Source organism: Anaerococcus sp. HMSC068A02, assembly GCF_001811125.1.
Lineage (GTDB): Bacteria > Bacillota > Clostridia > Tissierellales > Peptoniphilaceae > Anaerococcus > Anaerococcus vaginalis_C.
On the sequence record NZ_KV803714.1, the window covers coordinates 4,240 to 28,766 of the forward strand.

Annotated in this window: 27 protein-coding genes, 1 pseudogene and 1 riboswitch; of the genes and pseudogenes, 23 read left to right on the forward strand and 5 right to left on the reverse strand. The window is 28.0% G+C overall.

Translation table 11 applies throughout. The annotated features are described in order from the left end of the window. Window positions 1-90: 90 nt before the first annotated feature. The 9 genes and pseudogenes from HMPREF2782_RS09620 to HMPREF2782_RS01185 all read left to right on the forward strand — a co-directional run. Window positions 91-255: pseudogene (locus HMPREF2782_RS09620) on the forward strand (sigma-70 family RNA polymerase sigma factor); the annotation flags it as partial. Between the two features lie 229 nt (window positions 256-484). Next, window positions 485-1,099 carry a TetR/AcrR family transcriptional regulator gene (locus HMPREF2782_RS01150; protein ID WP_070640272.1) on the forward strand — a complete coding sequence of 205 codons (615 nt, stop codon included), beginning with the start codon at window positions 485-487 and terminating at the stop codon, window positions 1,097-1,099. 107 nt (window positions 1,100-1,206) lie between these two features. Then, window positions 1,207-2,976 carry an ABC transporter ATP-binding protein gene (locus tag HMPREF2782_RS01155; protein ID WP_070640275.1) on the forward strand — a complete coding sequence of 590 codons (1,770 nt, stop codon included), beginning with the start codon at window positions 1,207-1,209 and terminating at the stop codon, window positions 2,974-2,976. Further along, the gene (locus HMPREF2782_RS01160; RefSeq protein ID WP_070640278.1) at window positions 2,973-4,655 is read left to right on the forward strand and encodes an ABC transporter ATP-binding protein; all 1,683 of its coding nucleotides are present in this window, start codon (window positions 2,973-2,975) and stop codon (window positions 4,653-4,655) included. The genes HMPREF2782_RS01155 and HMPREF2782_RS01160 overlap by 4 nt, the downstream gene beginning before the upstream one ends. Further along, window positions 4,603-6,777: a restriction endonuclease gene (locus tag HMPREF2782_RS01165; RefSeq protein WP_261668534.1), complete on the forward strand. Its 2,175-nt coding sequence runs from the start codon at window positions 4,603-4,605 to the stop codon at window positions 6,775-6,777. The genes HMPREF2782_RS01160 and HMPREF2782_RS01165 overlap by 53 nt, the downstream gene beginning before the upstream one ends. Window positions 6,778-6,822: 45 nt before the next feature. After that, window positions 6,823-7,029: a GmrSD restriction endonuclease domain-containing protein gene (locus tag HMPREF2782_RS09625; RefSeq protein WP_070640281.1), complete on the forward strand. Its 207-nt coding sequence runs from the start codon at window positions 6,823-6,825 to the stop codon at window positions 7,027-7,029. Window positions 7,030-7,285: 256 nt separating this feature from the next. Then, entirely contained in the window at window positions 7,286-8,092 is an 807-nt protein-coding gene (locus HMPREF2782_RS01175) for a molecular chaperone DnaJ (RefSeq protein WP_070640284.1), read from the forward strand. Continuing rightward, window positions 8,089-8,490: an HIRAN domain-containing protein gene (locus tag HMPREF2782_RS01180; RefSeq protein WP_070640287.1), complete on the forward strand. Its 402-nt coding sequence runs from the start codon at window positions 8,089-8,091 to the stop codon at window positions 8,488-8,490. Before HMPREF2782_RS01175 ends, HMPREF2782_RS01180 begins: the two co-directional genes overlap by 4 nt. Before the next feature lie 68 nt (window positions 8,491-8,558). Beyond that, a complete protein-coding gene (locus HMPREF2782_RS01185; RefSeq protein WP_261668535.1) occupies window positions 8,559-9,122 on the forward strand; it encodes a hypothetical protein in 564 nt (187 codons plus the stop codon). A 277-nt stretch (window positions 9,123-9,399) separates the two neighbouring features. On the opposite strand, the gene HMPREF2782_RS01190 is transcribed toward HMPREF2782_RS01185, so the two are convergent. After that, complete coding sequence (locus HMPREF2782_RS01190; protein WP_070640291.1) at window positions 9,400-10,431, reverse strand: lipid II:glycine glycyltransferase FemX; 1,032 nt, start codon at window positions 10,429-10,431, stop codon at window positions 9,400-9,402. Between the two features lie 423 nt (window positions 10,432-10,854). Here HMPREF2782_RS01190 and HMPREF2782_RS01195 point away from each other — a divergent pair, with 423 nt between their 5' ends. The 11 genes from HMPREF2782_RS01195 (at window position 10,855) to HMPREF2782_RS01240 (ending at window position 19,250) form a co-directional block, all read left to right on the forward strand. Next, the gene (locus tag HMPREF2782_RS01195; protein WP_261668536.1) at window positions 10,855-11,679 is read left to right on the forward strand and encodes a hypothetical protein; all 825 of its coding nucleotides are present in this window, start codon (window positions 10,855-10,857) and stop codon (window positions 11,677-11,679) included. Between the two features lie 2 nt (window positions 11,680-11,681). Further along, on the forward strand, window positions 11,682-12,560 hold the full coding sequence (locus HMPREF2782_RS01200; protein ID WP_070640294.1) for a radical SAM protein: 879 nt from the start codon (window positions 11,682-11,684) through the stop codon (window positions 12,558-12,560). A 213-nt stretch (window positions 12,561-12,773) separates the two neighbouring features. Continuing rightward, entirely contained in the window at window positions 12,774-13,127 is a 354-nt protein-coding gene (locus tag HMPREF2782_RS01205; protein ID WP_070640297.1) for an SPASM domain-containing protein, read from the forward strand. Then, the gene (locus HMPREF2782_RS09455; RefSeq protein WP_186821641.1) at window positions 13,111-13,260 is read left to right on the forward strand and encodes a hypothetical protein; all 150 of its coding nucleotides are present in this window, start codon (window positions 13,111-13,113) and stop codon (window positions 13,258-13,260) included. The genes HMPREF2782_RS01205 and HMPREF2782_RS09455 overlap by 17 nt, the downstream gene beginning before the upstream one ends. Window positions 13,261-13,351: 91 nt before the next feature. Then, a complete protein-coding gene (locus tag HMPREF2782_RS01210; RefSeq protein WP_070640299.1) occupies window positions 13,352-13,999 on the forward strand; it encodes an NPCBM/NEW2 domain-containing protein in 648 nt (215 codons plus the stop codon). A 34-nt stretch (window positions 14,000-14,033) separates the two neighbouring features. Next, complete coding sequence (locus HMPREF2782_RS01215) at window positions 14,034-15,014, forward strand: tetratricopeptide repeat protein (RefSeq protein WP_070640302.1); 981 nt, start codon at window positions 14,034-14,036, stop codon at window positions 15,012-15,014. Between the two features lie 76 nt (window positions 15,015-15,090). Further along, window positions 15,091-15,203, forward strand: a riboswitch (FMN riboswitch). 76 nt (window positions 15,204-15,279) lie between these two features. After that, complete coding sequence (ribD, locus tag HMPREF2782_RS01220; protein ID WP_070640305.1) at window positions 15,280-16,359, forward strand: bifunctional diaminohydroxyphosphoribosylaminopyrimidine deaminase/5-amino-6-(5-phosphoribosylamino)uracil reductase RibD; 1,080 nt, start codon at window positions 15,280-15,282, stop codon at window positions 16,357-16,359. Further along, window positions 16,340-16,969, forward strand: coding sequence for a riboflavin synthase (locus tag HMPREF2782_RS01225; protein ID WP_070640308.1), 630 nt, complete (start codon window positions 16,340-16,342; stop codon window positions 16,967-16,969). The genes ribD and HMPREF2782_RS01225 overlap by 20 nt, the downstream gene beginning before the upstream one ends. A gap of 5 nt (window positions 16,970-16,974) precedes the next feature. Beyond that, window positions 16,975-18,189, forward strand: a complete 1,215-nt coding sequence (locus HMPREF2782_RS01230) for a bifunctional 3,4-dihydroxy-2-butanone-4-phosphate synthase/GTP cyclohydrolase II (RefSeq protein ID WP_070640311.1) — start codon at window positions 16,975-16,977, stop codon at window positions 18,187-18,189. After that, window positions 18,190-18,648 carry a 6,7-dimethyl-8-ribityllumazine synthase gene (gene ribE / locus HMPREF2782_RS01235; protein WP_070640315.1) on the forward strand — a complete coding sequence of 153 codons (459 nt, stop codon included), beginning with the start codon at window positions 18,190-18,192 and terminating at the stop codon, window positions 18,646-18,648. Next, window positions 18,645-19,250, forward strand: a complete 606-nt coding sequence (locus HMPREF2782_RS01240) for an HAD family hydrolase (protein ID WP_070640318.1) — start codon at window positions 18,645-18,647, stop codon at window positions 19,248-19,250. Before ribE ends, HMPREF2782_RS01240 begins: the two co-directional genes overlap by 4 nt. Window positions 19,251-19,402: 152 nt before the next feature. Here HMPREF2782_RS01240 and HMPREF2782_RS01245 read toward each other — a convergent pair whose 3' ends face one another. Together HMPREF2782_RS01245 and HMPREF2782_RS01250 are read right to left on the reverse strand one after the other, a co-directional pair. Continuing rightward, window positions 19,403-19,948, reverse strand: coding sequence for a DUF3793 family protein (locus HMPREF2782_RS01245; RefSeq protein ID WP_004838694.1), 546 nt, complete (start codon window positions 19,946-19,948; stop codon window positions 19,403-19,405). Between the two features lie 4 nt (window positions 19,949-19,952). Then, window positions 19,953-20,387 carry a flavodoxin gene (locus HMPREF2782_RS01250; protein ID WP_039920469.1) on the reverse strand — a complete coding sequence of 145 codons (435 nt, stop codon included), beginning with the start codon at window positions 20,385-20,387 and terminating at the stop codon, window positions 19,953-19,955. A gap of 606 nt (window positions 20,388-20,993) precedes the next feature. Between HMPREF2782_RS01250 and dhaK the strand changes: the two genes are divergently transcribed. Genes dhaK through dhaM form a run of 3 tightly spaced genes read left to right on the forward strand, consistent with a single transcriptional unit; the run spans window position 20,994 to window position 22,966 of the window. After that, window positions 20,994-21,980, forward strand: coding sequence for a dihydroxyacetone kinase subunit DhaK (gene dhaK / locus HMPREF2782_RS01255; RefSeq protein WP_070605297.1), 987 nt, complete (start codon window positions 20,994-20,996; stop codon window positions 21,978-21,980). Window position 21,981: 1 nt separating this feature from the next. Beyond that, complete coding sequence (dhaL, locus tag HMPREF2782_RS01260; protein ID WP_070605300.1) at window positions 21,982-22,581, forward strand: dihydroxyacetone kinase subunit DhaL; 600 nt, start codon at window positions 21,982-21,984, stop codon at window positions 22,579-22,581. Continuing rightward, window positions 22,574-22,966 (forward strand): dihydroxyacetone kinase phosphoryl donor subunit DhaM, encoded by a 393-nt coding sequence (dhaM, locus tag HMPREF2782_RS01265; RefSeq protein ID WP_070605303.1) that lies wholly within the window; start codon window positions 22,574-22,576, stop codon window positions 22,964-22,966. Before dhaL ends, dhaM begins: the two co-directional genes overlap by 8 nt. Here the strand turns inward: dhaM and rsmI are convergent. Next, window positions 22,963-23,781: a 16S rRNA (cytidine(1402)-2'-O)-methyltransferase gene (gene rsmI, locus HMPREF2782_RS01270; protein WP_070605305.1), complete on the reverse strand. Its 819-nt coding sequence runs from the start codon at window positions 23,779-23,781 to the stop codon at window positions 22,963-22,965. The two genes, dhaM and rsmI, sit on opposite strands and share 4 nt — an antisense overlap. Next, on the reverse strand, window positions 23,771-24,472 hold the full coding sequence (locus HMPREF2782_RS01275; protein ID WP_070640321.1) for a tRNA1(Val) (adenine(37)-N6)-methyltransferase: 702 nt from the start codon (window positions 24,470-24,472) through the stop codon (window positions 23,771-23,773). The genes rsmI and HMPREF2782_RS01275 overlap by 11 nt, the downstream gene beginning before the upstream one ends. Window positions 24,473-24,527 lie beyond the last annotated feature (55 nt).

Genomic DNA, 24,527 nt, shown 5'->3' on the forward strand with positions numbered 1-24,527 from the left:
GAACTGATTAAAAATAATGGACTTTATTCTGATCTTATAAATGCAAAGGCTAAGGCGGAATCATGGAAATTAAATAATTGATAGAAAGAAATATTTAAAGTCTCTGAACATGAAAAATATTTAGAGCAGGTGGACAAGAAAAACCACTTGCTCTTTTTTTCGTTCCTAAATCAATATGGGAATTTTGAAGATAATCTAGAAGATAAAAATGTTGATGTAGAAAAAGTTGTAGCTACACCAATGATGATTGAAGCATAAAAAATGTATCAACCATTACCCTTTAAACAGGATTTAGGTTGATACACAAAATTATTTACAGACCCTGTTATTGTGTAATTAAGACTATAAGCATTAAGCGTGTATATTTATAATAAATAAAATTATACCACATTCAGAATATAAATTCAGGGCACTATTGACAAAAGTGTAAGAAAATGATAATCTTTATTAAAAGAACGAGTGTCGGTCAATAGGTGGTGAGGTTTTGGCAAAGAGAAATGTAAAAGATCCAGAAGAAAGAAAACAGGAGCTTATAAATATAGCATCCAGACTTTTTGAAAAGTATGGGTATGAAAAAGTTTCTGTTAGAGATATTCTCGCAGAAGTTAATGGAGCGCCGGGAATGTTTTATTATTATTTTAAATCAAAAGAAGATATTTTCTTGGCGTGTATGGAAACATATTTTGAAGAAAAATTAAAAAATAAGTTAGGTATCCTTCAAAACAAGGAAATAGATTACGAAGAAAGAATAAAAATTCTAAGAGATCTTATAGTAAAAGATATAGGTCAGTTTACGATAAGATATAATTTTTCAAAAGAGAATTCAATTACAGATAACTCTTACAGGCTATTGGAATTGATTCATTACATTGGAAAATTTATAGATGTCTATTCAGAGTTTATAATTGAAGGAATTGAAAATAAAAAAATAAAAAATAATATTGGAATAAATAGAGAAAATGTGAGAAGTTTCGCAGCTTTTATTTTATACGGAGCTGTTGGAACAATATATAATGACTATATTATTAAGGGAGAAAACAAAACAAATTCAAGTGAAGCCTTTGGAATAATAAGCGAACTATTTCAAAGACCTCAGTAGAGAAAAACAAAATATAAGTATTTTACAAGGGAAACATCAAGGGTGTTTTCCTTGTATTAGTTTTAAGGTAAATGAACGAACTCGTTCGGTAAGGAGGTATGTTTTAGATGAAAAAGAAGAAATCTATCAAAGATATTATTTCCTACAGTGAAATAAAAAAAGGACAACTTGTAGGAGGAATATTATTTGTTAGTCTTGGAATGCTATTAAGCATTTGTCCAATTTTGGTGATATACAAAGTTATAAAATCCCTATTTTTATTTGGGAAATTAGAACAAAGTACAATTCAGTTTTGTATTTATGGACTTGTAGCAGTGGTATTGGCATATTGCTTAACTTATATTGGCAGTATTTTATGCCATAAGTTTTCATATGTTTTAATAGCTAACTTAAAAAAGAAGATATTATTTCATATTGGGAACCTTCCTTTAGGATTTTTTACTGGGGACAACAAGTCAAAAATAAGGCAAGTATTAGGATCGGATATGAATCAAATTGAGGGATACTTTTCTCATCAATTACCAAATTTAATTTCAACTTTAACACTAATTTTAGCAATGATAATTGTTATGTTAAAGATAAATTTAATATTAGGTCTTACGACTTTGTTAATTATATTTGTTGGTTTAGGAATTCAGATTGCAATCATGGCAAAGATTATAAAGTCGGGTGGACTTGATAAGAACTTTGCGATTTTGGATCAAATTAATTCAGCAACTACTGAATATGTTAAAGGTATGCCGGAAGTGAAAATATTTGGAACAGGAGCAAAATCATTTAAAACTTTTTCAAAGTCAGTAGGAGAATATAGAGACTTTACAAGTTCGATGACATCAATGATAAGACCTGGATTTGTTTCATTTAGAATGTTTATTTTATCTGTGGCTACATTCATAGTTCCTGTAGGAATACTTTTAATGTCACGAAATAATAACTTGGATTTTGCTACAGTTTTTATTTTCTATTTGATTCTTGCACCTGCCATTAGCGTACCTGCATTAAAACTTAGAGATTTTACAGAAGGAATGAATTTACTAAATGAAGTTGTTTTGAGAATCTACGAAATTATAGATCAAAAAGAATTGGCAATTGAAAATATCGAGGAAGAGATAAAAGGTCATGATCTTGAATTCGAGAATGTAAGCTTTTCTTATGGAGATGAAGAGGTTTTAAAGAATATAAGCTTCTGTGCTAAACAAGGAGAAGTTACAGCATTAGTTGGCTATTCGGGAGCAGGCAAATCTACCATTGGAACGCTAATACCCAGATTTTACGATCCTTCAGAAGGCTCTATTAAAATTGGTGGAGTTAATATAAAAAATATTCCGATGAACGCCTTAATGGAGAGGATAGCATTCGTTTTTCAAGACAGTGATCTTATCACAGATACAGTCTTCAATAATGTTGCTATGGCAAAGACAGGTTCTACAAAAGAGGATGTCATAAAAGCATGTAAAAAAGCAAGATGTCATGATTTTATTGAAAAACTCTCTAATGGTTATGACACTGTTTTGGGTAAAGGGACTTATTTATCTGGAGGCGAGAAACAACGTATTGCTGTAGCAAGAGCGATTTTAAAGGACGCACCAATATTAGTATTAGACGAAGCGACAAGTTTTGCTGATTCTGAAAATGAATATCTTATGCAGGAAGCTTTGTCTGAATTGGTTAAGGATAAGACAGTTATCATGATTGCTCATAGGTTAAATACCATAGAGAACGCAAATCAAATTTTAGTAATATCTGATGGAAAAATTGCAGAAAGAGGTAAGCATGAAGATTTAATCCTTGCAGATGGAATATATAAGAGACTCTTTGATATTTATAAGAAGACAAATATTTGGCAAATGGATATAGAAGGGAGTGAGAATGAATGATAAGAAATATTACATTAGGAAAGATGAATAATATAAGAAAATCAATTATTTTAAATGTTTTGGCATCTATTTCCAACCTTATACCATTTATTGCTTTGGCGAAAATTGTAGAAACACTATTTTTAAATAGAGGTGCAGATAGTATAGATACGAGCCTTTTATGGAAGTATTTTGGGATAATGGCAGTATTTTTCTTAATAACATTCTTATTGGAAAATTTAGCCACAAAATATACCTATGAACTTGGATACAAGACAAGTGCAGATGGAAGAATAGAGCTTGCAGACCACATAAGAAAACTGCCGATAGGTTATATTTCAGGGAAAAGTTCAGCGGAGATCTTAGATACATTAATGAATGATTTTTTCAAAGTTGAAACGGCAGTAACGCATCAATTACCTCAATTTTTCAGTGGTATATGTGTAGCGATTCTTTGCTCGATATTATTTTTGATAATTAATGTAAAAATGGGAATAGCAACTCTTATAGGACTACCTATTTCTGTTCTACTTCTCACGCTCATGCAAAACTTTCAGAAACAAATTTATTTAAAAACAAAGAAAATGAGGATAAAAGAGGAAGAAGATATAAATGAATATTTGGATGCCATTAAGACTCTAAAAGCTTATAACAGCTTAGATGATACATTAACAAAGCTTGAAGAAGATATAGATAACTCAAGAAATGCAAATATTAAGAGTGAGAAAGGGGTTGGTTCATTAACTACTATAGCAAGTATGATTTTAAGAATAGGACTTCCTTTGATGAGTTTAGTTGGTTCCTATTTATTTATAAATGGATCTTTGGAAATTGATACATTTTTAATGTTCTTATTTGTAGGCACAAGGATTTTTGATCCCTTGGAGCTTGCACTTGTAAATTATACAGGTCTACAAATGGCTTCAGTTTCAGGAGAGAGAATTATTAACTTACTTAAGGCTAAACCTATGTCAGGAAATTTCGATGTAAACGAAAGCAACAAAATTGAAATTAGCGATGTTTCATTTTCTTACAAGGAATCTAAGGTTATCGATAATGTTTCATTAGACATTAATGAAAATGAATTAACTGCTTTTGTTGGTTACTCTGGCTCTGGAAAATCTACACTAATTAAATTAATTTCCAGATTTTATGATCCTAATGAAGGAACAATTAAAATTGGTGGAGTAGATTTGCTAACAGCCGACCCTGATAAATTAATGGATAAATTTTCTGTTGTTTTTCAAGATGTGTATCTTTTTAAAGACACAATTTATAACAACATAAAATTTGGGAATGAAGATGCAAGTAAAGATGAAATCATGAATGCTGCAAAAATGGCAGGAGCTTATGACTTTATAGTCAAAAAAGACGATGGATTTGACACTATGATTGGACAAGGAGGAGCGACTCTGTCTGGAGGTGAGAAACAAAGAATATCAATAGCGAGAGCAATATTAAAAAATGCCCCAATAATACTACTTGATGAAGCGACATCTTCGCTTGATCCTGAAAATGAACTTATTATACAAGAAGCAATATCAAATTTAATTAAAAATAAAACAGTTGTGGTTGTAGCCCATAAATTAAGAAACGTAATGGGAGCTGATAAAATTGTTGTTTTAAACAAAGGAAAGGTAGAAGAAGTTGGAAAGCATAAATCTTTCAAAGGCTGCACCTACAGCGACAATACAGTTTGATTTTAAAGGTGCAACTAGCATTAGAAAGATAACTCGTATTGTTTCGGAGGGTTATAACCTTTATGATAATTCTGGTCAGATGGAAGAGTACAAGCATGGATTTGTTGTTTCAAGAATTGATGGGCGTGATGATTCTGTAGAATTTATTAATGGTATTAAACTTTATGCAGGTGACGTAATTGGTAAGGTATCAGAAGACCAGCTTCGCCGCATTCAAATTAGAGAAACAATCCTTTCTCATATTCAAAGGGAAAGAGAATTGTTCTATAAAGGCATTAAAGTGCTTTCACTGTTCTTTATTGATGAGGTTGCTAAGTATAAGCAGTATGATTCAACTGGTCAGCCGATAAATGGTATTTATGCAGAGATGTTCGAAGAAGAATACAAGGATGTTATCAGTAATCTTCAAATTGGCATGGGAGAAGACGACTACATGAAGTATCTTTCTGCTATCTCTGAAGATAAGACACATGCTGGATATTTCTCTATCGATAAAAAAGGAAAGATGATTGATAGTAAGGCAAATGAAAAGCGAGAAAACTCTAAGGAAAAAATGTCGAATGACGTTGATGCTTACGACCTTATTATGAAAAATAAAGAGCTTCTTCTTGATAGAAATCCGAAGAAGTCTCCGGTGCGTTTTATATTCTCACATTCTGCACTTAGAGAAGGATGGGATAATCCTAATGTATTTCAGATTTGTACTTTGAAGCAAAGCAGCAGTGATGTTCGCAAACGTCAGGAAGTAGGACGTGGTCTCCGTCTTTGTGTTAATCAAGATGGTGAACGTATGGATACAAATGTGCTCGGCAATGATGTACATAGCGTAAATGTGCTTACTGTAATTGCCAGTGAAAGCTATGATAGCTTTGCTAAAGGTCTTCAGAATGAAATCGCAGAAGCAATTTATGACAGACCAAAGGCAGTTACTACAGAATTGTTCATTGGTAAGGTAATCAAGGACGACAAGGGTAATGAACGGGTTATTGATGGTGATATAGGTAGAGCAATCCATTTTGATCTTATTGTTAATGGCTACATTGATAGGAAGGGTGTTCTTACTGATAAATATTATGAGGATAAGGCTAATGGTGAATTGAAGGTTGCTGAAGAAGTAGCTGATTCTGCAGGATCTGTTATTGAAATTATTGATTCCATTTATGACAGCAGAGCTATAAAGCCTGAAAATGCTCGTAGTAATAATATTGAACTTGAGGTTGATGAAAGTAAACTAGCTATGCCTGAGTTCAAGGCTTTGTGGGCAAAGATTAATTCTAAGTCGGTATATGTTGTTGATTTTGATACAGATGAATTGGTCAGAAAATCTATTGATTCATTAGATAGAAAACTTCGCGTTTCAAAGATTTATTTCAAGGTTGAAATCGGAGCTATGGAACAGATTAAATCAAAAGAAGACCTTGTGAGTGGTGAATCTTTTGTTAAGGAAAAATCTGCAAGCTACGGTAATGTTGTTGCTGCAAATTCTAATGTTAAATATGACTTGATTGGAAAGCTTGTAGATGAGACTGGACTTACAAGAAAAGCTGTAATCCAGATTCTTCAGGGTATTCAGCCAGAAACCTTTAATCAGTTTAAGAACAATCCAGAAGAATTCATCATTAAGGCAGCAGCACTTATTAATGATGAAAAAGCAACTGCTATAATTGAACATATTACTTACGATGTTATGGATGATAAATATGGAACTGACGTATTTACTGATCCTACAATCAAAGGTCGCTTAGGTGTAAATGCAATGAAAGCAAAAAAGCATTTGTATGACCATATCGTTTATGATTCATCAAACGAGCAGGTGTTTGCTACTGAACTGGATACAAACACCAATGTAGCAGTATATGTTAAATTGCCAGACGGATTTTATATTTCAACTCCAGTTGGACATTATAATCCTGACTGGGCAATTGCATTTTATGAGGGAACCGTTAAGCACATTTATTTTGTTGCAGAGACAAAAGGTTCCATGGATTCAATGCAGCTTCGTTTAATCGAAGAATCAAAGATTCACTGTGCAAGAGAACACTTTAAGGCAATCAGCAATGGTGAGGTTATTTACGATGTTGTTGATAGCTACAAGACACTCCTTGATATGGTGACGAAGTGAGAAAGACTATTTATTTCAACAACAATAGAAGTTAACAAACAAAGTATGGAGGCATTACTTGGTAGTGGAAGAGTAAAACCCTTTGTTACGCCAGAATATCAACGACCTTATGCTTGGACTGATGAACATGCAGAAACGCTGTTTGAAGATATATTGGGATTCACGGCTGCTAGTGGAGGAGCTGAACGTGAAGGTTCGTATTTCTTGGTAATATCTATCGTTGCATATGAAAATAAAGATGGTGAGCAATAAATAATTGATGGTCAGCAGCGTATTACGTCTTTATTCCTGTTGTTAAGAGCTACTTACACAAAATTAGTTGTTAGTCCTGTATCGGAACGTAATTAATCAGCAAGTATTGAGCTACGTCTAGACAGTAGCATTGGCTACTGTGATTTATATATTATTGTAACTGATTATGCTAATTATTAATATCATCTTAATGTTATTATAATAGCTTCGTATAAAGTTATTATTTAAAAATCTAATTGTATTAGGAGGCATATATATGGGGCAAATTATTGAGTTTCCAAATGATAAAGAATCAAAGGATAAAATCCGAAAGCTTAAAAAAACTTTGGAAAAGCTTGTTTTTGAAAGGGACAATCTTAAATATATAATTTGTGAAAATATAAAAACTGAATATATGCTTATTTTTGGAAGTCTTGAGTACAAAATCTATAAAGCTTATTGTAAATATCTTCGTTTGAAAAGAAAAAAAGATATGATTCATGCGAAAAAGAATCGTCAAGAAAAAATAAATATGGAAGTTATCGATAGAAAGTTAGACTTAGAATTTACAGAATATAAGAAGAAATTAAATGAAAAAATTAAAGAAATTAATACTGCATTAAGACGTTCAAAATTTGAAATATTATCTGATGATGATGAAAAACGCCTAAAAAAATTATATAAATATATTGTAAAGAAATTACACCCAGACATAAATCTATCGATAACAAATTCTGAGAAAGAGTTATTTTATAATGCTACTGAATTTTATAAAAATGGGGATCTAAAATCTTTACAAATTATTTTTGATATAGTTTGCAGTGAAGATGTGAAAGATGATATAGGTTTGGCTGGTAAATCTTTGGAAGAAGAGGTAATAAGACTAACTGATTTAGTAAATCTAATTAAAAATGACATTGAGTTAACTAAATCTATGCCTCCTTATACTTGGAGTATTTACGTAGAAGATGAGAAGAAAAAGTCAGAGAGGTTAAGTCAGTTAGAAAAAGATTTAAAAAGTTTTGATGATGCAGTACGAACGCAAGAAGAATATATAAATAATTTAATTAGGGATGAGATATGAATAATTTAGAAAAAAAAGATCAGAGAGGAATAATTGAGTATCTTTTGAATAAGGAAGTAGGAATTGATTTACCAAAACCTTTTGAGCGTGATATTTATCTTTTTGATACTTATGTTGCTGGGACAACACACATTGAAGGAATTGAAAATATTTCATCTTATATAAAAGACGGAGACAAATTAGTTTTTTATCGTGAGCCAGAAAATGAACATGATCCTCAAGCTATTAGAGTAGAAACATTGAAAAAAGATAAAATCGGCTATGTCCCTCGTCAAGATAATATTATTTTCTCTAGACTTATGGATGCTGGAAAAATTCTTTTTGCTAAAGTTATTGATAAAGAAATACGAGGTAAATGGCTTAAGATAAAAATCAAAATTTATCTTCATGAAAGTTAGGCTAATAAAGTATGCACTATAAAAATAAATGGATTTGCAATAATATATGTATAAGTGATATCAATGATATGAATTTTGAAATTTGCTCAGGAGAACACTGTTTTATTATTGGACATCATATAAAAGAAAAATATATATTAAAAGAGGCTATCAATAGACTTATAACAGCAGGCTTTGATTATTTTAATATTTTTGGAGAACATGCTGATTTATGGTCAGAAGTTATAATTACGAAAGAAAACCAAAAAAGACAAATACAAGTAGAGGCAAGCAAAATTGATAGGATGAGTATGTCTTATAACCTTGCTATGTTGGCGACTTTGAAACCGGAATCTACGAATTTTGTTATTTCTGATGATGAATATTTTACAGAGTATCTTATAGAAGATCTACATGATATATTCAGTGGAAAGTCTAAATTTACACCATTTGATTGGAAAAAATTTAAAGATGGATATGAATTTATTTATCATAAAAAAGATTCTATTGTTAGTATATCAGGGGATATAGCAATTGGATTTCTCAAAAAAGAAAAAATATTTAATAGCATAGATAAAGCGTTTAGATATAAACTTTTTGATGGTAAAAGTTTTAATGAGATTTGGGATGAGATTTCAAAAACATTATATTAAAAAATAATACAAATTAATGGGATTTTATTACTATTTTCTAATAATAAATCATAAACTATTTAAAACTAGAATATCTGATATTTAAAACTTAGCTTTATCATCTGAGAATGATAAATAAGAAAATTATGAAAGGAAATTTATATTTTAATTATAAACGAGAAAAAAACTATTTATCAATTTCTACTTATAATTTGATTAAAAATCAAATTATAAGTAGAAATTGAATAAAGAAATTATTTAAATATCTATAGAAAAAGATTTACATTTACTTACAAAATTAATCAGCAATATTTCCTTTAAGCTCAGGGCTATAGTCTCTATCATCTTTATTTTCTATAAATTTTTGGTAAGAATCTTCATCAATGATACATTCTATATTACCAATCCATTTTATTATATTATTATTTGTAAATTTTCTCTTAAACCTATATAGACCATTATTTATATCTAATGATTTAACACCACCTAAATCATAATATCTTATATTATTTTCACAACAATATCTTATTTCTTCAGCATCTAAAAAATAAGATTGACCTAAATCAATATTAAGATTATCTGCACCATATAGAGCTATCGCATAATCTTTGAATCTTATCAAAAAAGAACAAGACAAAAATTCGTTTTTGTATTTAACAAAAGTCATTCTTGCGTTATCTTTAAAGTTGTCATAAAGACGATAATAATAATCTATAGGTCTATAAGTAATACCTTTTCTTTTGCACATATCAGCAGTTATTTCATGAAAAATTTTAATATCATCTCTATTTCCAACATATAGCTCCAAGTCTTGTTTATAAGATTTCCTTACTTGTTTTCTTCCGTTTTTAGAAAAAGATTGGATGACATCTTCGAATTTTCTTCCATTAATATCTAACATCATTGAAAAAGGGAATTGAACATAAGAATACATTTTGTGGCAAAATTCTATGCCGTATTTTTTATATTCATTTACAAGTTTTTCATCATATTCATAATTGGGATCAAATTTCACAAGAAATCCATTATTTTTCTTTGCAAAATTCTTGATTTCATTAATTAATTCTATATTTGTTTCTATATCATAAAGATCTGATACTGGTCCACGAGGACAATAGAATAAATTTTTTTTTGCTTCTGAATTGTATATAGATAAAACTTGTGCGACAGCAATTATTTCATTATTTTTTTCTATATAAAAATAGTCACTATTCCATCCGTTTTTTATTAATGCCCAAATTTTATCTTGGTAAAAACTTGAAGATGGGTGATTATAAAAAAATTTCCAATATTTTTCTGTTCTTTCTTTATCTTTTAAATTAAGGTGCATATATCCTCCACATTTTAACTCATTATATATAATGATATCAGAGATGTTTGTGTTATGCAATTACATTTTATATTATTAATAAAAAATTAATTAGATATTAATATAATAATTATTATATTAATATCAGAAAACGATTAACTGATATAAAAACTACATATAAACTAATGTTTAAATTCTTATATAGTTTTTATCTGTAGTGAATATATAAAAATTTAAGATTTTTTGCAGAAATTTATAGTACATATTTTAAAAATATATGAATTAAATTATATTAAGTGGATTATTTTAAAGTGTCTATAAATAATTTATTATATTAAGATCTATACATCAAACTTCCGTAATTAAATAATGCTTGACAATATATATATATATATATATATATAATTTTAATAGAAATATTATAATCTAATAAAGGTAAATAAAATGTTGAGAGATTTAGAAAAAAGCGAATTTACATACAATCCTCACAGAGGAATAAATATAGATATAAATGGATTAGAGGATAAAAAAATTTATCAGTTAATAGATTTGAAAGACTCGCTTACTACTAACCGATTTTCTACATATTTTTTTAAATATTTAGCTCTTTTAGATCATAGTATAATTTTTAATAAAATTGAGTATGTTAAGAATAATAATTTTGAAAAAATTATTTCAATGCCAATTTGTTTAAAAGATAAACAAGTTACAAGTTATATTGAATTAATCTCTACTATAGCAAATCTTAAACAACAAAATAAGGATTTAATATATTTATTATCTACTATAAGAATAAATGAAAATTCTGATTATAATAAAGCTTGTGTTTTTGGTTCTTCATTCACTTATACTGATGATAAACTTTTAAAGACAACTTTCTACTTTAAACTTAGGAAATCTTCATTAATGGATGATAACTATGTATATGATAATCAGTATTTTTTAGATAAACTTTATAGTTTTAACATTCAAAATTTAAATTGTATTTTAGATGATTTAAAAGAAGGTTTAGTTAATAACTATTTTTATTTGAGATTACTTGGCGTTGATTTTTGTCATGATGGAGAAGTTTATTTTAAAATATACATTGAAAGTAAAAACTGGGATAATTTACTATTATATGTCAAAGGTCTTAGTAAAAAACAAGAGGAAAATTTTGAAAAAATATTATCAGAAAGTAAAAATTCGAGTTTATATTTAGATTTAGTTAGTATTGTAAATAAGATTGATTCGAAAAATTTGAATTTATATTTTCTAAAGAAGGTTTAAAAATGGGTTATAAAGCAAGAGAAGATATAGTTTTAAGAAATATATATGATAAGTATTTTGTTATTGATTTGTGGAATCAAAATTATAGATTACATGAAAATATAGTATCTATTAATTATGTGTCTTATTGTATATTTTCTTATATTCAAAAAGTTGATTGTGCTGAAATTGATGATTTAATAGAATTTGTATACTCAGAGTTTAGTATTCCAAATTCTATATCTAGAGAGATGATAAATGACGATATTAATAAATTTTTAGAATTATTTATAAATCTTGGATATATTATATCTGATAATAACGTAATTGTTAAAAATACAAACTTAAAAAATGTAGAAAAAAACTTGGATATACATAAATCTGCCTTTGATTGGGAAAAATGGTGTATAGAGGTAGGTAAAAAAGGTATACCTCTTGCTGGAGGAATAGAGCTAACTTCTCATTGTAATATGAATTGTTTACATTGTTATCAACAAAATTTAGATAGAGATTCATATATGAGTACAAATGATATTAAAAGAATAATAGATCAGCTTGAAGATGCTAATGTTCTATTTTTGTATTTTACTGGTGGTGAAATATTTACAAGAAAAGATTTTTTGGAAATTTATATGTATGCTAAAAGAAAAGGTTTCATCTTGTCTTTGTTATCAAATGCTACAATTGTTCCAGAAAAAGCTTTTGAGATTTTTAAAAAATATCCTCCCGAAATATTTAGCGTCTCAATTTATGGTATGACTGAAGAAATATATAATAAAGTTACTCAGACTAAAACAAATTATAATAATGTTATTAGAAATTGTGAAAGAATAAAAAAAATGGGAATATATCTTGAGCTTAAATTCATAATATTAAAGGAAAACTTGCATCAATTTCAATAATTTATAGAATTATGTGAGAACTTATGTGTTGATGTTAATTATAGTTCAGAATTATTCCCTACAATAGATGGGGATAAGAAGGTATTCGATTATAGAATTTCAAATGAACAAATAGTAGATCTTATAAAGATAGAAAAAGAATTTCCACAAGTTTTAAATCATGTAACGAGCTTAAAAAATCCTTATTTAGGAAAAGAAGATGTTCCATTATTTATGTGTGATATTTGTGAAACGGATTTTTTAATAGATGACAGAGGATATTTGAATCCTTGTAGCAGATATAGAATTAATGATTATTACTTAGGAGAATGGTCATTTAAAAACGCTTGGGCTGATATTCAAAAAATAAGAAAAATAAAGGCTATAGATACGTATAAATGTAGAAGATGTAAATATTTACAAATTTGTAGTCCTTGTGCTGCTCAAAATTTACTTGAAACTGGGGATATAAATGTACCAGGAAAATTAAGGTGTGATTTGGCTGAAAGAAAATTCAAAGAATTTTCAAAAGATATATATTCAGCAGAAAAAAATATAGGAGGTGAAAAAAATGAAAGAAAAAATTGAGTACGAAGCTCCTGCTGTAGAGTTGATTAAAATGGAATCAGAACAGCCAGTTGGCAATGGTGCAGAAAAGTCTTCAAAATGTGGTAATAGATCATGTTGTTATGCTGGAGACCAAAGTTCTAATGGATGGTAGAATGAACTGAATATTAAAAATATCAACAAAATTTTAAAATTTTGTTGATATTTTTAAGTTAAGTAAATTATAAAATGAAATTGGAGAAGAGATGAAAAAAAATAAAATATGTATTATATTGTTTTCTTTATTATTTTTAAATGCATGTGTTTCTCAAAATTTTAATATGAGTCAAGGAGATAATAATAAAAATCAAACTGCTCATGAAGAAAAATCTGCTCAAAATAATCAATCAAATAGTGATGAAGAAAAAGACAAAGATAAAACAAATAAAAATAGTAAAGAAAAATCAGAAGATAATAAATCTGGAAAAAATATTATTGATACTGAAAATTCCAAGAAAGATTTGTATTTAGGAACAGATATAGAACCATTTGCTCAATATTATTATTCGGATAGTGATAATTTAGCCAATATGGGAGGTGTTCATTATAAGAACTTCTTCTCATTATATAATAATTCTGGCGATGAGTATTGTTCTTTTAATTTAAAAGGTGAGTATAAAAAGCTAGAAGGTAAAATTGGGAATATAGATGGGTCAGATCAATATGATTTTACAATAGATATATACGGAGATAATAAGAAGTTAGCATCTTGTTTTGTAAATTCCGCTGAATTGCCAACAGATATTTCTGTTGATGTGTCTGGTGTAAAAAATCTAAAATTTGAAATAGGAGATGGATCAGATTCAGAGTATCCATATTACATTGGTTTTGCTGATATGAAGCTTAAAAAATAGATTGACCACATAGGTTAAATAAAAAGAGGAAAATATGACTAATACAAATAATCCTAATTACAAGTATATTTTATTAGCTGAAAAATTAGAAGAAGAAGGAGATTTTTTAACAGCAGAAAGAAATTACTTATTGTCTGTTATTAAAAATTCTGAACTTATAGAAAATACTGATGACAATGATGAAAATAAGATTTATTATATAAATGATTCTACTAACTATAGGGCAAAACTTGGTTCTTTTTATCTACGAAATGAAAATTATGATAAAGCAGAGCCTTTTTTATTAGATGCAGTTAGATTAAAAGAAAAATTAATAGGTATTATCAAAAATCCTGACATTGAAAGAGAATTAGCGTCAATGTATTATGATTTAGCCGAGTTATATTATAATAAAGAAAATATAGAAAATGCTATTAAGTACAATAATCTATCATTATCTATATATAATAAATTAATAGAAAGATATAATAAAATCGACGATAAGGATGAATTATCATCAATATTCATAAATTTAGCAATGATTAGTAAAAAAAATTCAAATATTTCTTCAGCTGAAAAATATTTTTTACAAGCAATTAATATTAAGGAAGACATAGTAGATGAATGTGAAGATAATGAGTATAAGAACAGACTTGCTATTTCATACATAGGTCTTGGAAATCTTTATTTATCTAACGGTAAGGGAAAAAATGCTGAAAAGTATTTATTTATGGCTATTGATGTCTTAAATAAAATAGATCATCTAGAAGAAAATTATGTATATGGGAGTACGTTAGCTACTTGCTATTTGAATTTATCATGTTTATATGAAGATATTGATTTATTTGATAAATATTTAAATAATGCTATTGAAGTGAAATTTATGTTATTGAAGCGTTTCAAATATGAGAAAGATGCAATTGATATTATTAATTTTTATGAAAATCTTGCAAATGTCTATAAGAGTAATGGAAAACATATAAAGGCTTTATCTTACAATAAGAAAGCTAAAAGTTTTAAAAAAATGATTTCTTGATTTTGTTATGTTATTAATCAGCAAACGTTTGACAAAAATAAAATTTGTATTATAATAAAAGTGTAAATAAAATAACACAATTCTTCAGGGCGGGGTGTGATTCCCCACCGGCGGTAAAGTCCGCGAGCTTTTTGCTGAATAGGTGAAATTCCTATACCGACAGTATAGTCTGGATGAGAGAAGATATTTTGATTTTTCTTTTTGAAATAATTATAGTCCCTGAAATGGGACTTTTTCTTTTGCCTAGAATTGTGGAGGAGGCAAGATGAATGATAAAGATTATATGAGAAAATGTTTTGAGCTTGCAAAAAAAGCAAGGGGAAAAACTTTAACTAATCCTCTTGTTGGTGCTGTGCTTGTAAAGAATAATGAAATTATTTCTACGGGTTATCATCATGAGTATGGGAAAACTCATGCGGAAGTTGATTGTTTTAATAATTTGAAAAGTGATTGTGATGGAGCGATTTTGTATGTGAATTTGGAACCTTGCTCTCATTGGGGCAAACAAGGTCCTTGTACTTTGGAAATTATTAAAAGAAATATTAAAAAAGTTATAATTTCAAATATTGATACTAATCCAAAGGTTGATGGTCTTAAAGTTTTAAAAGATAACAATATTGAAGTTGTTACGGGTTTGCTTGAAGATGAAGGAAAAAAATTAAATGAAAAATTTTTCTTCAACATAAAATATAACAGACCTCTTATTGCATTAAAATTTGCTCAAACTTTGGATGGAAAAATTTCTTCTAATATTAATGATTCTAAGTGGATTTCTAATGAATCATCAAGAGCTTATGTTCATGAATTAAGAAGTGATTATGATGCAATAATTGTTGGAAAAAATACTTTGATTAAGGACAATCCATCTTTAAATTCAAGGATTGAAAACGGTGTTGATCCTGTAAGAATTATTGTGGATACTAATCTTGAAATTGAAAAAGATTATATGTCCTACAAGATTTTTAATTTAAAAAGTGATAAAAAAACTTATATAGCAACTTGCAAGTACTCTAATAATCCTAATTTAAATATAATTAAATGTAAAATGAAAAATAATCATGTAGACTTAAATGATTTGGCAAATAAACTTTACCAAATGAAAATCGGTTCAATTTTGGTTGAGGGTGGCTCAAGTCTTAATTATGGATTTTTAGAAGAAGGCTTAGTTGATAAAATTTATGAATTTATTTCGCCTAAAATAATTAGTGGTTTTGATTCTAAATCTTCTTTTTATGGAAGGGGAGTAGATAAAATTAAGGATGCTTATGAGTTTGAGATTGAAGATGTTAAAAGATTTGATAATGATATTATGATTGAGGCTAAAAATGTTCACTGGAATATCTGAGGAAATGGGAAAAATTTTATCTTTTAAAAAGATAAATGACCATGTTCAAATTGAAGTTCAAGCAAGTATTGTTTTGGAAGATACAAAACTTGGAGATTCTATTATGACTGATGGGGTTTGCCTTACAGTAACAGAAATTACTGACAAAACTTACAAGGCGGATCTTATGAATGAAAGTTTAAAAATGACTAAGTTTGATAGGTCAATTGTAAATAAAAATGTAAATCTTGAAAGGGCTTTGAGACTTTCTGATAGGCTTGATGGTCATATTGTTCAAGGTCATGTCGATGGGGTTGGGAAAATTATAAATATAAATATAAATAAAAATGTTTATACAATTTCAGCAAGTCCAGAAATTTGCTCTTTGATTGTGAAAAAAGGATCAGTTGCTCTTGATGGAATTTCTCTTACTGTTTCTGATGATAAAATTACAAGTTTTGAGGTATCACTTATTCCGGAAACAATAGAAAGAACAAATTTTAAATACAAAAAAATTGGCGATGAAATAAATATTGAAACTGATATTATAAATAGATTTATCCAAAAATCTATGGCAAATAAAAAAGAAGAAAGGTTGGATAAAAACTTTTTATTGGAAAATGGTTTTTAAAAAATATGGAAGAGATAATAAAAGCATTACAAAATAACGAAATAATTATAGTAACTGATGATGAAAATAGGGAAAATGAAGCCGATATGATCTGTGCTGGAGAAAAAGTTACAGGCGAGATGATTAATATTATGGCAAAATATGCAAGAGGTTTGATTTGCACACCAATTGGTAAAAATATTGCTAGACAATTTGACCTAGAAATGATGGTTAAAAATAATACTGACAATCACGAAACAGCCTTTACAGTTTCAATTGACCATGTTGATACAGAAACAGGAATTTCAGCATTTGAAAGAGCACAAACTATAAGGGCACTTGCTGATAATAATACAAAAGCAAGTGATTTTAGAAGACCTGGCCATGTTTTTCCGCTTATTGCAAAAGATAGGGGAGTTTTGGTAAGAGAAGGCCACACAGAAGCTACAATTGATTTGATGAAAATTGCAAAATTAAAAGAAATTGGTTTATGCTGTGAAATTATGGCTGATGATGGTCACATGCTAAGAGGAAAAGCAGTAGTTGAGCTTGCAGAAAAACTTGGAATGAAAATGACAAGTGTTGCTGAGATAAAAAAATATATAAAAGAAAACAAGTTGGATTTTTCAAAAAATGAAGAAAATTTTTTGGAAAAAACAAATATCATAAATCTTCCGACTGATCATGGGAAATTTAAAGCCATAAGTTTTTATGACAAAGTTGAAAAAAAAGAACACTTGGCATTAATCAAAGGAAAGATTGATGGAGAAAATATTTTAACTAGAATTCACTCTGAATGTTTGACTGGGGATGTGTTTTCATCAAACAGGTGCGATTGTGGAAATCAACTTCACAAGGCAATGGAGATGATTGATGAAAAAGGAGAAGGAATTATTTTATATTTAAGACAAGAAGGAAGAGGAATTGGCTTATTTAATAAAATTAAAGCTTATCATCTTCAAGAAGAAGGTTACGATACGGTAGATGCAAATATAAAACTTGGTTTTGCACCAGACTTGAGAAATTATAAAATAGCTTGTCGTATGTTGAAAGAATTGGGAGTGAAATCAATTGATTTAATGACAAATAATCCTGATAAAATCGAACAAGTGGAAAAATACGATATAAAAGTAAACAAAAGAGTTCCAATAGAAATTCATTCAAATCATATAGATAGGATTTATTTAAAAACAAAAGCTGACAGAATGGGTCACGATTTAAGAGAATTTAAGGAGAATTAAATGAAAGAATATAGTGCAAATTTAGTTTCAAATGGCAAAAAATATGCAATTGTTGTTGCAAGATTTAATCATTTTATAACAGATAGGCTTGTAGAAGGTTGTCTTGATACATTAAAAAGACATGAAGTAAAAGATGAAGAAATAGAACTTGTAAGAGTTCCAGGTGCTTTTGAAATTCCTCTTGCAGCCAAAAAGCTAGCACGTAAGGATTATGATGCTGTAATTTGTTTGGGAGCAGTTATAAGAGGAGATACTTCTCATTATGATTATGTTTGCTCAGAAGTTTCAAAAGGAATTGCGAATGTATCACTTGAAAGCGGAAAGCCAATTATTTTTGGAGTCGTTACAACAGATACAATTGAGCAAGCTGTTCAAAGAGCAGGAACAAAAGCTGGAAATAAAGGAAGTGATGCAGCAATTTCTGCAATAGAAATGGCAAATCTAATGGATCTTATATGAAAATAATTTTTGACTTTGATGGAACTATCCATAAAAGTGACGAAATTTATGAAAAAGCATTTTATGATACTTTAAAAAAATATAAAATAAAAAAACCAAATCTTGATCCAAAATCATATCTTGGCTATCCACCAAGAAAAATTTGGGATGATTTTCTTGACGATTCCTATGATAAAGAAAAATTAATAAAAACAACAGGGGATTTGATGATAGAAAATATGAAAGATTTTGGTAGCTTATATGAAGAAACAGAAAAAGTATTAAATTTCCTAAAAGAAAAACACGAACTTATAATTTTATCTTCTTGTACAAAAAAATATATAGAAAATGCAAGAAAAATCTATGATCTTGATTTATATTTTAGTAAATATTTAGTAGGAGAAGATTACAATTACAAATCAAAAGCAGAAATAATAAGCATAAATAAAATTAATAATTTTATAATGGTGGGAGATAGGCTATCCGATATAAAAGCTGGTTTTCTAAATAATAATATATCCATTTTTGCAAAATACGGCTATGGTAAAGAAAGTGAGGGAGACCTATCAGATTATAAAATTGAAAAAATCAGTGACTTATTAAAAATAAAGGGATTGTTGTAAATAGATTACAAATCTTAAATTATTTAGAAAAACTCAAAGGAAATTTTTCTAGGTTAGCTAGGAAAATTTCCTAAAAGAGTTTTCTAAAATTAAAAGATTATTTTTTTTACAACCATCCCTTTTTAGTAGGTTAATATAATTTTAAAGAATTGTTAATTTACACAAAGTTGGCTTATGTTTTTGTAACGGTTAAATAAGATTTTATAAGATTTTTTAATTTTATTGTAGTTATTAAAGATTTTTATTTTTTTATCTTCATTGGCATAGACTTTCCAATATCCATTTATTAGAAATTTATTTCCTTTATTCTCAATAAATCCCATAACATCTTCAAAAGGATAGCCTAAAAAAATACCAATTTCATGTGGGAAATTTTCTTTTTTAAATCTGAATTTTAAATGGTTTATGCATTGATTTAAGTCATTGGTATTATAACCCAATTTACTTAGGAGAGTTTTTGTTTTTGTTTCATTTAATACGTATTTTAGCTTGTGAGGTCTGTATGCATAAATTTGGGCGGAAGATTTATTGTTATTAAGTATTTCCACGTACATATTTTTTTCATTAAGTATTTCATTCCACTCAAAAACCATTTTTTCTATATCAATATTTTCAGAATTTTTAAAAGTAAATAAATTAGCAAGTTTTTGATTCGCTAAAGTTTGTGATGCGTAATCAATTAACAATTCTTCGTTCATACGATTAACCTATGGCTTTAGATAAATCTAATGCCGCCTTTCTACATTCGCTTAAAGCTTCATCATCTGGACTATCATAAGCAATTAGACCATCTCTTACAAGATTTATTCCATCTTCCTTGCATCTATCTTGCCAAATTTCCATCCATTCGCCATCAGCCCATTGGTAAGATCCAAAAATTAAAACAGGTTTGTTAGAAAGATCTTTTTCAATACTTTCAAACATAGGTTCAAATTCAGTTTCTTCCAATTCTTCACTGCCCATAGCAGGACAACCAAATGCAAATCCATCAAAAGAATCAATTGAGTCTTTTGTAAAAGAATTTGGATCTAATAATTCAATTTCTACATCATTTTTTTTAAGTTCTTCTGCAATTTCATTAGCCATAGCTTCTGTATTACCAGTACCTGACCAATAAACAATAGCAATTTTTTTCATAAATGTCTCCTTAAAAATTTTCTAAATTTACGATACTGATAATCTATATCAATATCTAAGATAATAATACATACTTGTAAAAATATTGTCAAGCATTTTTTTAAGAATTTTTTAAATAAAATAAAAAAATATTGAAAATTAAATATTTTTCAAGGTAAAAAAATTTTAACAAAGAAAATTCTCAAATATAAAAAATATAGGGGAACAAATAACAAGCAAAACGTACAATAAAAAAAATTATCCGAATAATTAATTTTGTAAATTTTAAAATAGCAATTTGAAAATCAAATATTATAATTTTACAAGCAGGATAATTAATTTTGAAATAAATTAAATAGGAAAATTTTTTTAATAGTATAGATGAATTTCCACACTAAATTTAAAATTTAAATTTCAATCAATGTCATAATTTTAATATTAGACTCCTAAATAAAGCGAAAAATTTAAATTGACTTGCTTTTTAGGATTTAAATATTAGATTGTAATTTTTAATGGATTTTTTAATTTAAAGCAAATTAAATTTCAATAAGGACTTGCCAGTATTGGGAAATTATAACCATAAAAATTTTTTATTTGGGTATATTTTTATTAAGAAAGGTGGTTTGTATGAAAAAAATAATTAATGACAAGGATAAAATCATAAGTCAAATGCTAAATGGTCTTCAAAAAGCTAATGAGGACAAGGTAAAAATTAATGAAGAGTTGAAAATTGTTTATAGAAAAGATCTTCCAATTAAAGGAAAAGTTGGTTTGATTTCTGGTGGTGGAAGTGGACATGAGCCTGCTCATGCTGGATATGTTGGAGATGGAATGCTTGATTGTGCAATTTGCGGAGAAATTTTTACTTCTCCAACTCCAGATCAAGTTTTGGAAGCTATAAAACTTGCGGATTCTGGCGAAGGTGTATTTATGGTAATTAAAAATTACACTGGAGATGTCATGAATTTTGAAATGGCAAAAGATATGGCTGAGATGGAAGGAATAAATGTTGATTATATTATCGTAAATGATGATGTAGCAGTTGAAGATTCCACATACACTACTGGCAGAAGGGGAATTGCTGGAACAATTTTTGTTCATAAAGTTTTGGGAGCTATGGCAAGAAGTGGAAAAAACTTAAACGAAATGAAAGCTATGGCTGAAAAAATTGTAAAAAATATTAAATCTATGGGCATGGCTACTAAGGCTTGTATAAATCCTATTTCTGGAAAAGAAAGTTTTGATTTATCTGAAGAAGATATGGAAATTGGCGTAGGAATTCATGGAGAGCCTGGTGTAAAACAAGAAAAAATTAAAACAGCTGACGAAATTTCTAAGGAACTTTTAGATCATATTCTTGAGGATTTTGAAAACCTAGATGGGGATTTTGTTTTAATGGTTAATGGCATGGGTCAAACTACTGAAATGGAATTGTTTATTGTAAATAATTTTGCAAGTGATTATTTGAAAGAAAAAAATATAAATATCAAAAAAACTTTCTTGGGTAATTTTATGACAAGCATGGATATGGCAGGTTTTTCATTAACACTTTTTAAAGTTGATGATGAAATTTTAAAATTGCTTGAAGAAAATGTAGATATAGTTAGGGGTTAATATGGATATAGAAAAAGTTAAGTCAAAGGTAATAGCTTTATCAAATATAATTATTGAAAATGAAGAATATTTGACAGATCTTGATAGGGCAATTGGCGATGGAGATCATGGTTTTAATATGGCAAAAGGTTTTAACAAAGTGAAAGATGCCATGAATGATGATTACAAAGATTTAAAAACACTTTTTAATAAAATTGCTATGACTTTGATTTCTAATGTTGGTGGAGCTAGTGGACCATTGTATGGAACATTTTTTATGAAATTTGCTCAAGCTTTTGATGGAGATATTGAATTGGATAAAAATTCATTTTCAAAAGCTTTTTCTGACGGAGTTGATGGAGTAATAATGAGAGGCAAGGCTCAAGTTGGAGATAAAACTATGGTTGATGTTTTATATCCTGTAGCAGAGGCTTTAAAAAATGATTTGAGTTTTGAAGAAATTCTTAAAATTGCAGAAGAAAAAATGGAAAAAACAAAAGAAATTAAGGCTAGAAAAGGAAGAGCTGCCTATCTTGGGGATAGGTCAATTGGACATATTGATCCAGGTGCATATTCTTCATATTTATGTATAAAAAGTATAGTGGGAGATTTGAATGATTAATATATTGATAGCAAGCCACAGCAAAAAATTGGCTGAAGGTTTAAGAGAAATTCTCATTCAAATGGCTCCAAATGTAAATATTTTGGTAAGCGGCGGAGATAAGGATGGAAATATTGGCTCAAATTTTGATGAAATCAATCAAATCATAAATGAATATGCTACAAATGATGGTTTGGTTATATTTTTTGATTTGGGTTCTTCTATGATGAATTGTCAAATGGCAATTGATATGTTGGATGATGAAAAAAAATCCAAAGTTTATCTTGCTGGAACACCAATTGTTGAAACGAGTGTTCAAATTGCTGTTGAAGCATCAGCAGGACAAAGTTTGGATGAAATAGTTAAATATTTAAACGAATATCCAGTAAATAAATTAGAAAATTAATCTAAGCTGATTACAAATTCATAAATATCATTTTTTGAAAAAGTGGTGGATTTTCTCAAGGATTTTACAATATCCTTAGTTGATTCGCCATTTTTTTTCATTTGTAAAATTTGTTCTTTGTATGATGAAATATCTAAAGATTCATTTTCATTATTTTTTTCCAAAATAAGAACAAATTCTCCTTTTAAAGTAAGCTCATCTGTGTTTATATCTTTTATATCAAAAATTTGATATTGTTCGAATTTTTTGCTTAATTCGCGGGTAATCGCCAATTTTCTATTAGGAAATTCTATTTTAAAATCATTGATTGTATTTTCTAAGTTGTGGGGAGTATCAAATAAAATTGAGGTTTTATTTTCATTTTTTAGCTCTTCATATAATTTTTTCTTATCAGAATTTTTTTTGGGAATAAAGCCATAAAAAGCAAACCTATCATTATCAAAGCCACTTGCAATTAAGCCTGTAAGAATTGATGATGGACCTGGCAAAACTGTGTAAGAAATATTATTTTTAATGCATTCTTTAATTAGAATATGACCTGGATCAGAAATTCCTGGCATTCCTTGGTCAGTTATAATTGCGTAACTTGTACCTTCTTGGGCGTTTTTAATAATTTCCTGTGATTTTTGCTTTTCATTAAATTTATGATATGAAGTTAGTTTTTTATTTATTTCAAAATAATTTAAAAGTTTTTTACTTTCTCTAGTATCTTCGCAAGCAATAATGTCTACATTTTTTAAAACATTAATAGCCCTCAATGTTATATCGTCTAAATTTCCTATGGGAGTTGGTACAAAATATATACTATAATCCATTTATTTCTTTGACCTCCTTTGTATAATTATTATTTTCATCATATATTATAAGGGGATTTTCAAATTTTAATCCATCATTTGCATTTTTTACAAACTCCATTAAAATAAAAACAGGTTTTTCAAATGTTTTTGATTGAACAAATTTTATTCTTTTCAATTTTAAATTTCCACTTTCTTTTATAATATCAACAAGCCTTTCGGGTTTGTGAATCATAAATAATTTTCCCTTATCTTTTAAGCACTTATTAGAAAATCTAAAAATATCAGAAAGATTCATTTTAATTTCTTGCCTAGATAATAAAAATTCTTCCTTTTCATTTTTTATATTAGCTCCCTTTTTATAATAAGGAGGATTTGTAATAATATAATCACAAAAATTATTAGGAAAATTTACCTTATTTAAGTCCTCATTAACAACTTCAATATTATTAATTCCATTTAATTTTATATTTTCTTTCAAAAGATTAGCTTTTTCTTTTTGAATTTCGATAGAAAAAACTTTACTTAAATTATAATAAGAAGAACAAGCAAGAGATAAAATTCCACTGCCAGAGCCAATATCAATTAAGATTTTATTTTTTTTCATTTTTGAAAAATTTGCAAGTAGTATTGAATCAATCCCAAAAGAATAAGATTTCTCTACGTGTTTCATATATAAATTTGTTTTTGGTATGTAATCTAATTTAATCATATTATAGATTATATTCTAAGATTTTTGTAAGTAAACAAAATAGGGGATAAATTGA

Coding starts and splice junctions, on each gene's coding strand:
- HMPREF2782_RS01155 (WP_070640275.1), top strand. CDS start 1,207: ATGAAAAAGAAGAAATCTATCAAAGATATTATTTCCTACAGTGAAATA.
- HMPREF2782_RS01160 (WP_070640278.1), top strand. CDS start 2,973: ATGATAAGAAATATTACATTAGGAAAGATGAATAATATAAGAAAATCA.
- HMPREF2782_RS09625 (WP_070640281.1), top strand. CDS start 6,823: ATGGAGGCATTACTTGGTAGTGGAAGAGTAAAACCCTTTGTTACGCCA.
- HMPREF2782_RS01175 (WP_070640284.1), top strand. CDS start 7,286: ATGGGGCAAATTATTGAGTTTCCAAATGATAAAGAATCAAAGGATAAA.
- HMPREF2782_RS01180 (WP_070640287.1), top strand. CDS start 8,089: ATGAATAATTTAGAAAAAAAAGATCAGAGAGGAATAATTGAGTATCTT.
- HMPREF2782_RS01185 (WP_261668535.1), top strand. CDS start 8,559: ATGAATTTTGAAATTTGCTCAGGAGAACACTGTTTTATTATTGGACAT.
- HMPREF2782_RS01190 (WP_070640291.1), bottom strand. CDS start 10,431: ATGCACCTTAATTTAAAAGATAAAGAAAGAACAGAAAAATATTGGAAA.
- HMPREF2782_RS01195 (WP_261668536.1), top strand. CDS start 10,855: ATGTTGAGAGATTTAGAAAAAAGCGAATTTACATACAATCCTCACAGA.
- HMPREF2782_RS01200 (WP_070640294.1), top strand. CDS start 11,682: ATGGGTTATAAAGCAAGAGAAGATATAGTTTTAAGAAATATATATGAT.
- HMPREF2782_RS01205 (WP_070640297.1), top strand. CDS start 12,774: ATGTGTGATATTTGTGAAACGGATTTTTTAATAGATGACAGAGGATAT.
- HMPREF2782_RS09455 (WP_186821641.1), top strand. CDS start 13,111: ATGAAAGAAAAAATTGAGTACGAAGCTCCTGCTGTAGAGTTGATTAAA.
- HMPREF2782_RS01210 (WP_070640299.1), top strand. CDS start 13,352: ATGAAAAAAAATAAAATATGTATTATATTGTTTTCTTTATTATTTTTA.
- HMPREF2782_RS01215 (WP_070640302.1), top strand. CDS start 14,034: ATGACTAATACAAATAATCCTAATTACAAGTATATTTTATTAGCTGAA.
- ribD (WP_070640305.1), top strand. CDS start 15,280: ATGAATGATAAAGATTATATGAGAAAATGTTTTGAGCTTGCAAAAAAA.
- HMPREF2782_RS01225 (WP_070640308.1), top strand. CDS start 16,340: ATGTTCACTGGAATATCTGAGGAAATGGGAAAAATTTTATCTTTTAAA.
- HMPREF2782_RS01230 (WP_070640311.1), top strand. CDS start 16,975: ATGGAAGAGATAATAAAAGCATTACAAAATAACGAAATAATTATAGTA.
- ribE (WP_070640315.1), top strand. CDS start 18,190: ATGAAAGAATATAGTGCAAATTTAGTTTCAAATGGCAAAAAATATGCA.
- HMPREF2782_RS01240 (WP_070640318.1), top strand. CDS start 18,645: ATGAAAATAATTTTTGACTTTGATGGAACTATCCATAAAAGTGACGAA.
- HMPREF2782_RS01245 (WP_004838694.1), bottom strand. CDS start 19,948: ATGAACGAAGAATTGTTAATTGATTACGCATCACAAACTTTAGCGAAT.
- HMPREF2782_RS01250 (WP_039920469.1), bottom strand. CDS start 20,387: ATGAAAAAAATTGCTATTGTTTATTGGTCAGGTACTGGTAATACAGAA.
- dhaK (WP_070605297.1), top strand. CDS start 20,994: ATGAAAAAAATAATTAATGACAAGGATAAAATCATAAGTCAAATGCTA.
- dhaL (WP_070605300.1), top strand. CDS start 21,982: ATGGATATAGAAAAAGTTAAGTCAAAGGTAATAGCTTTATCAAATATA.
- dhaM (WP_070605303.1), top strand. CDS start 22,574: ATGATTAATATATTGATAGCAAGCCACAGCAAAAAATTGGCTGAAGGT.
- rsmI (WP_070605305.1), bottom strand. CDS start 23,781: ATGGATTATAGTATATATTTTGTACCAACTCCCATAGGAAATTTAGAC.
- HMPREF2782_RS01275 (WP_070640321.1), bottom strand. CDS start 24,472: ATGATTAAATTAGATTACATACCAAAAACAAATTTATATATGAAACAC.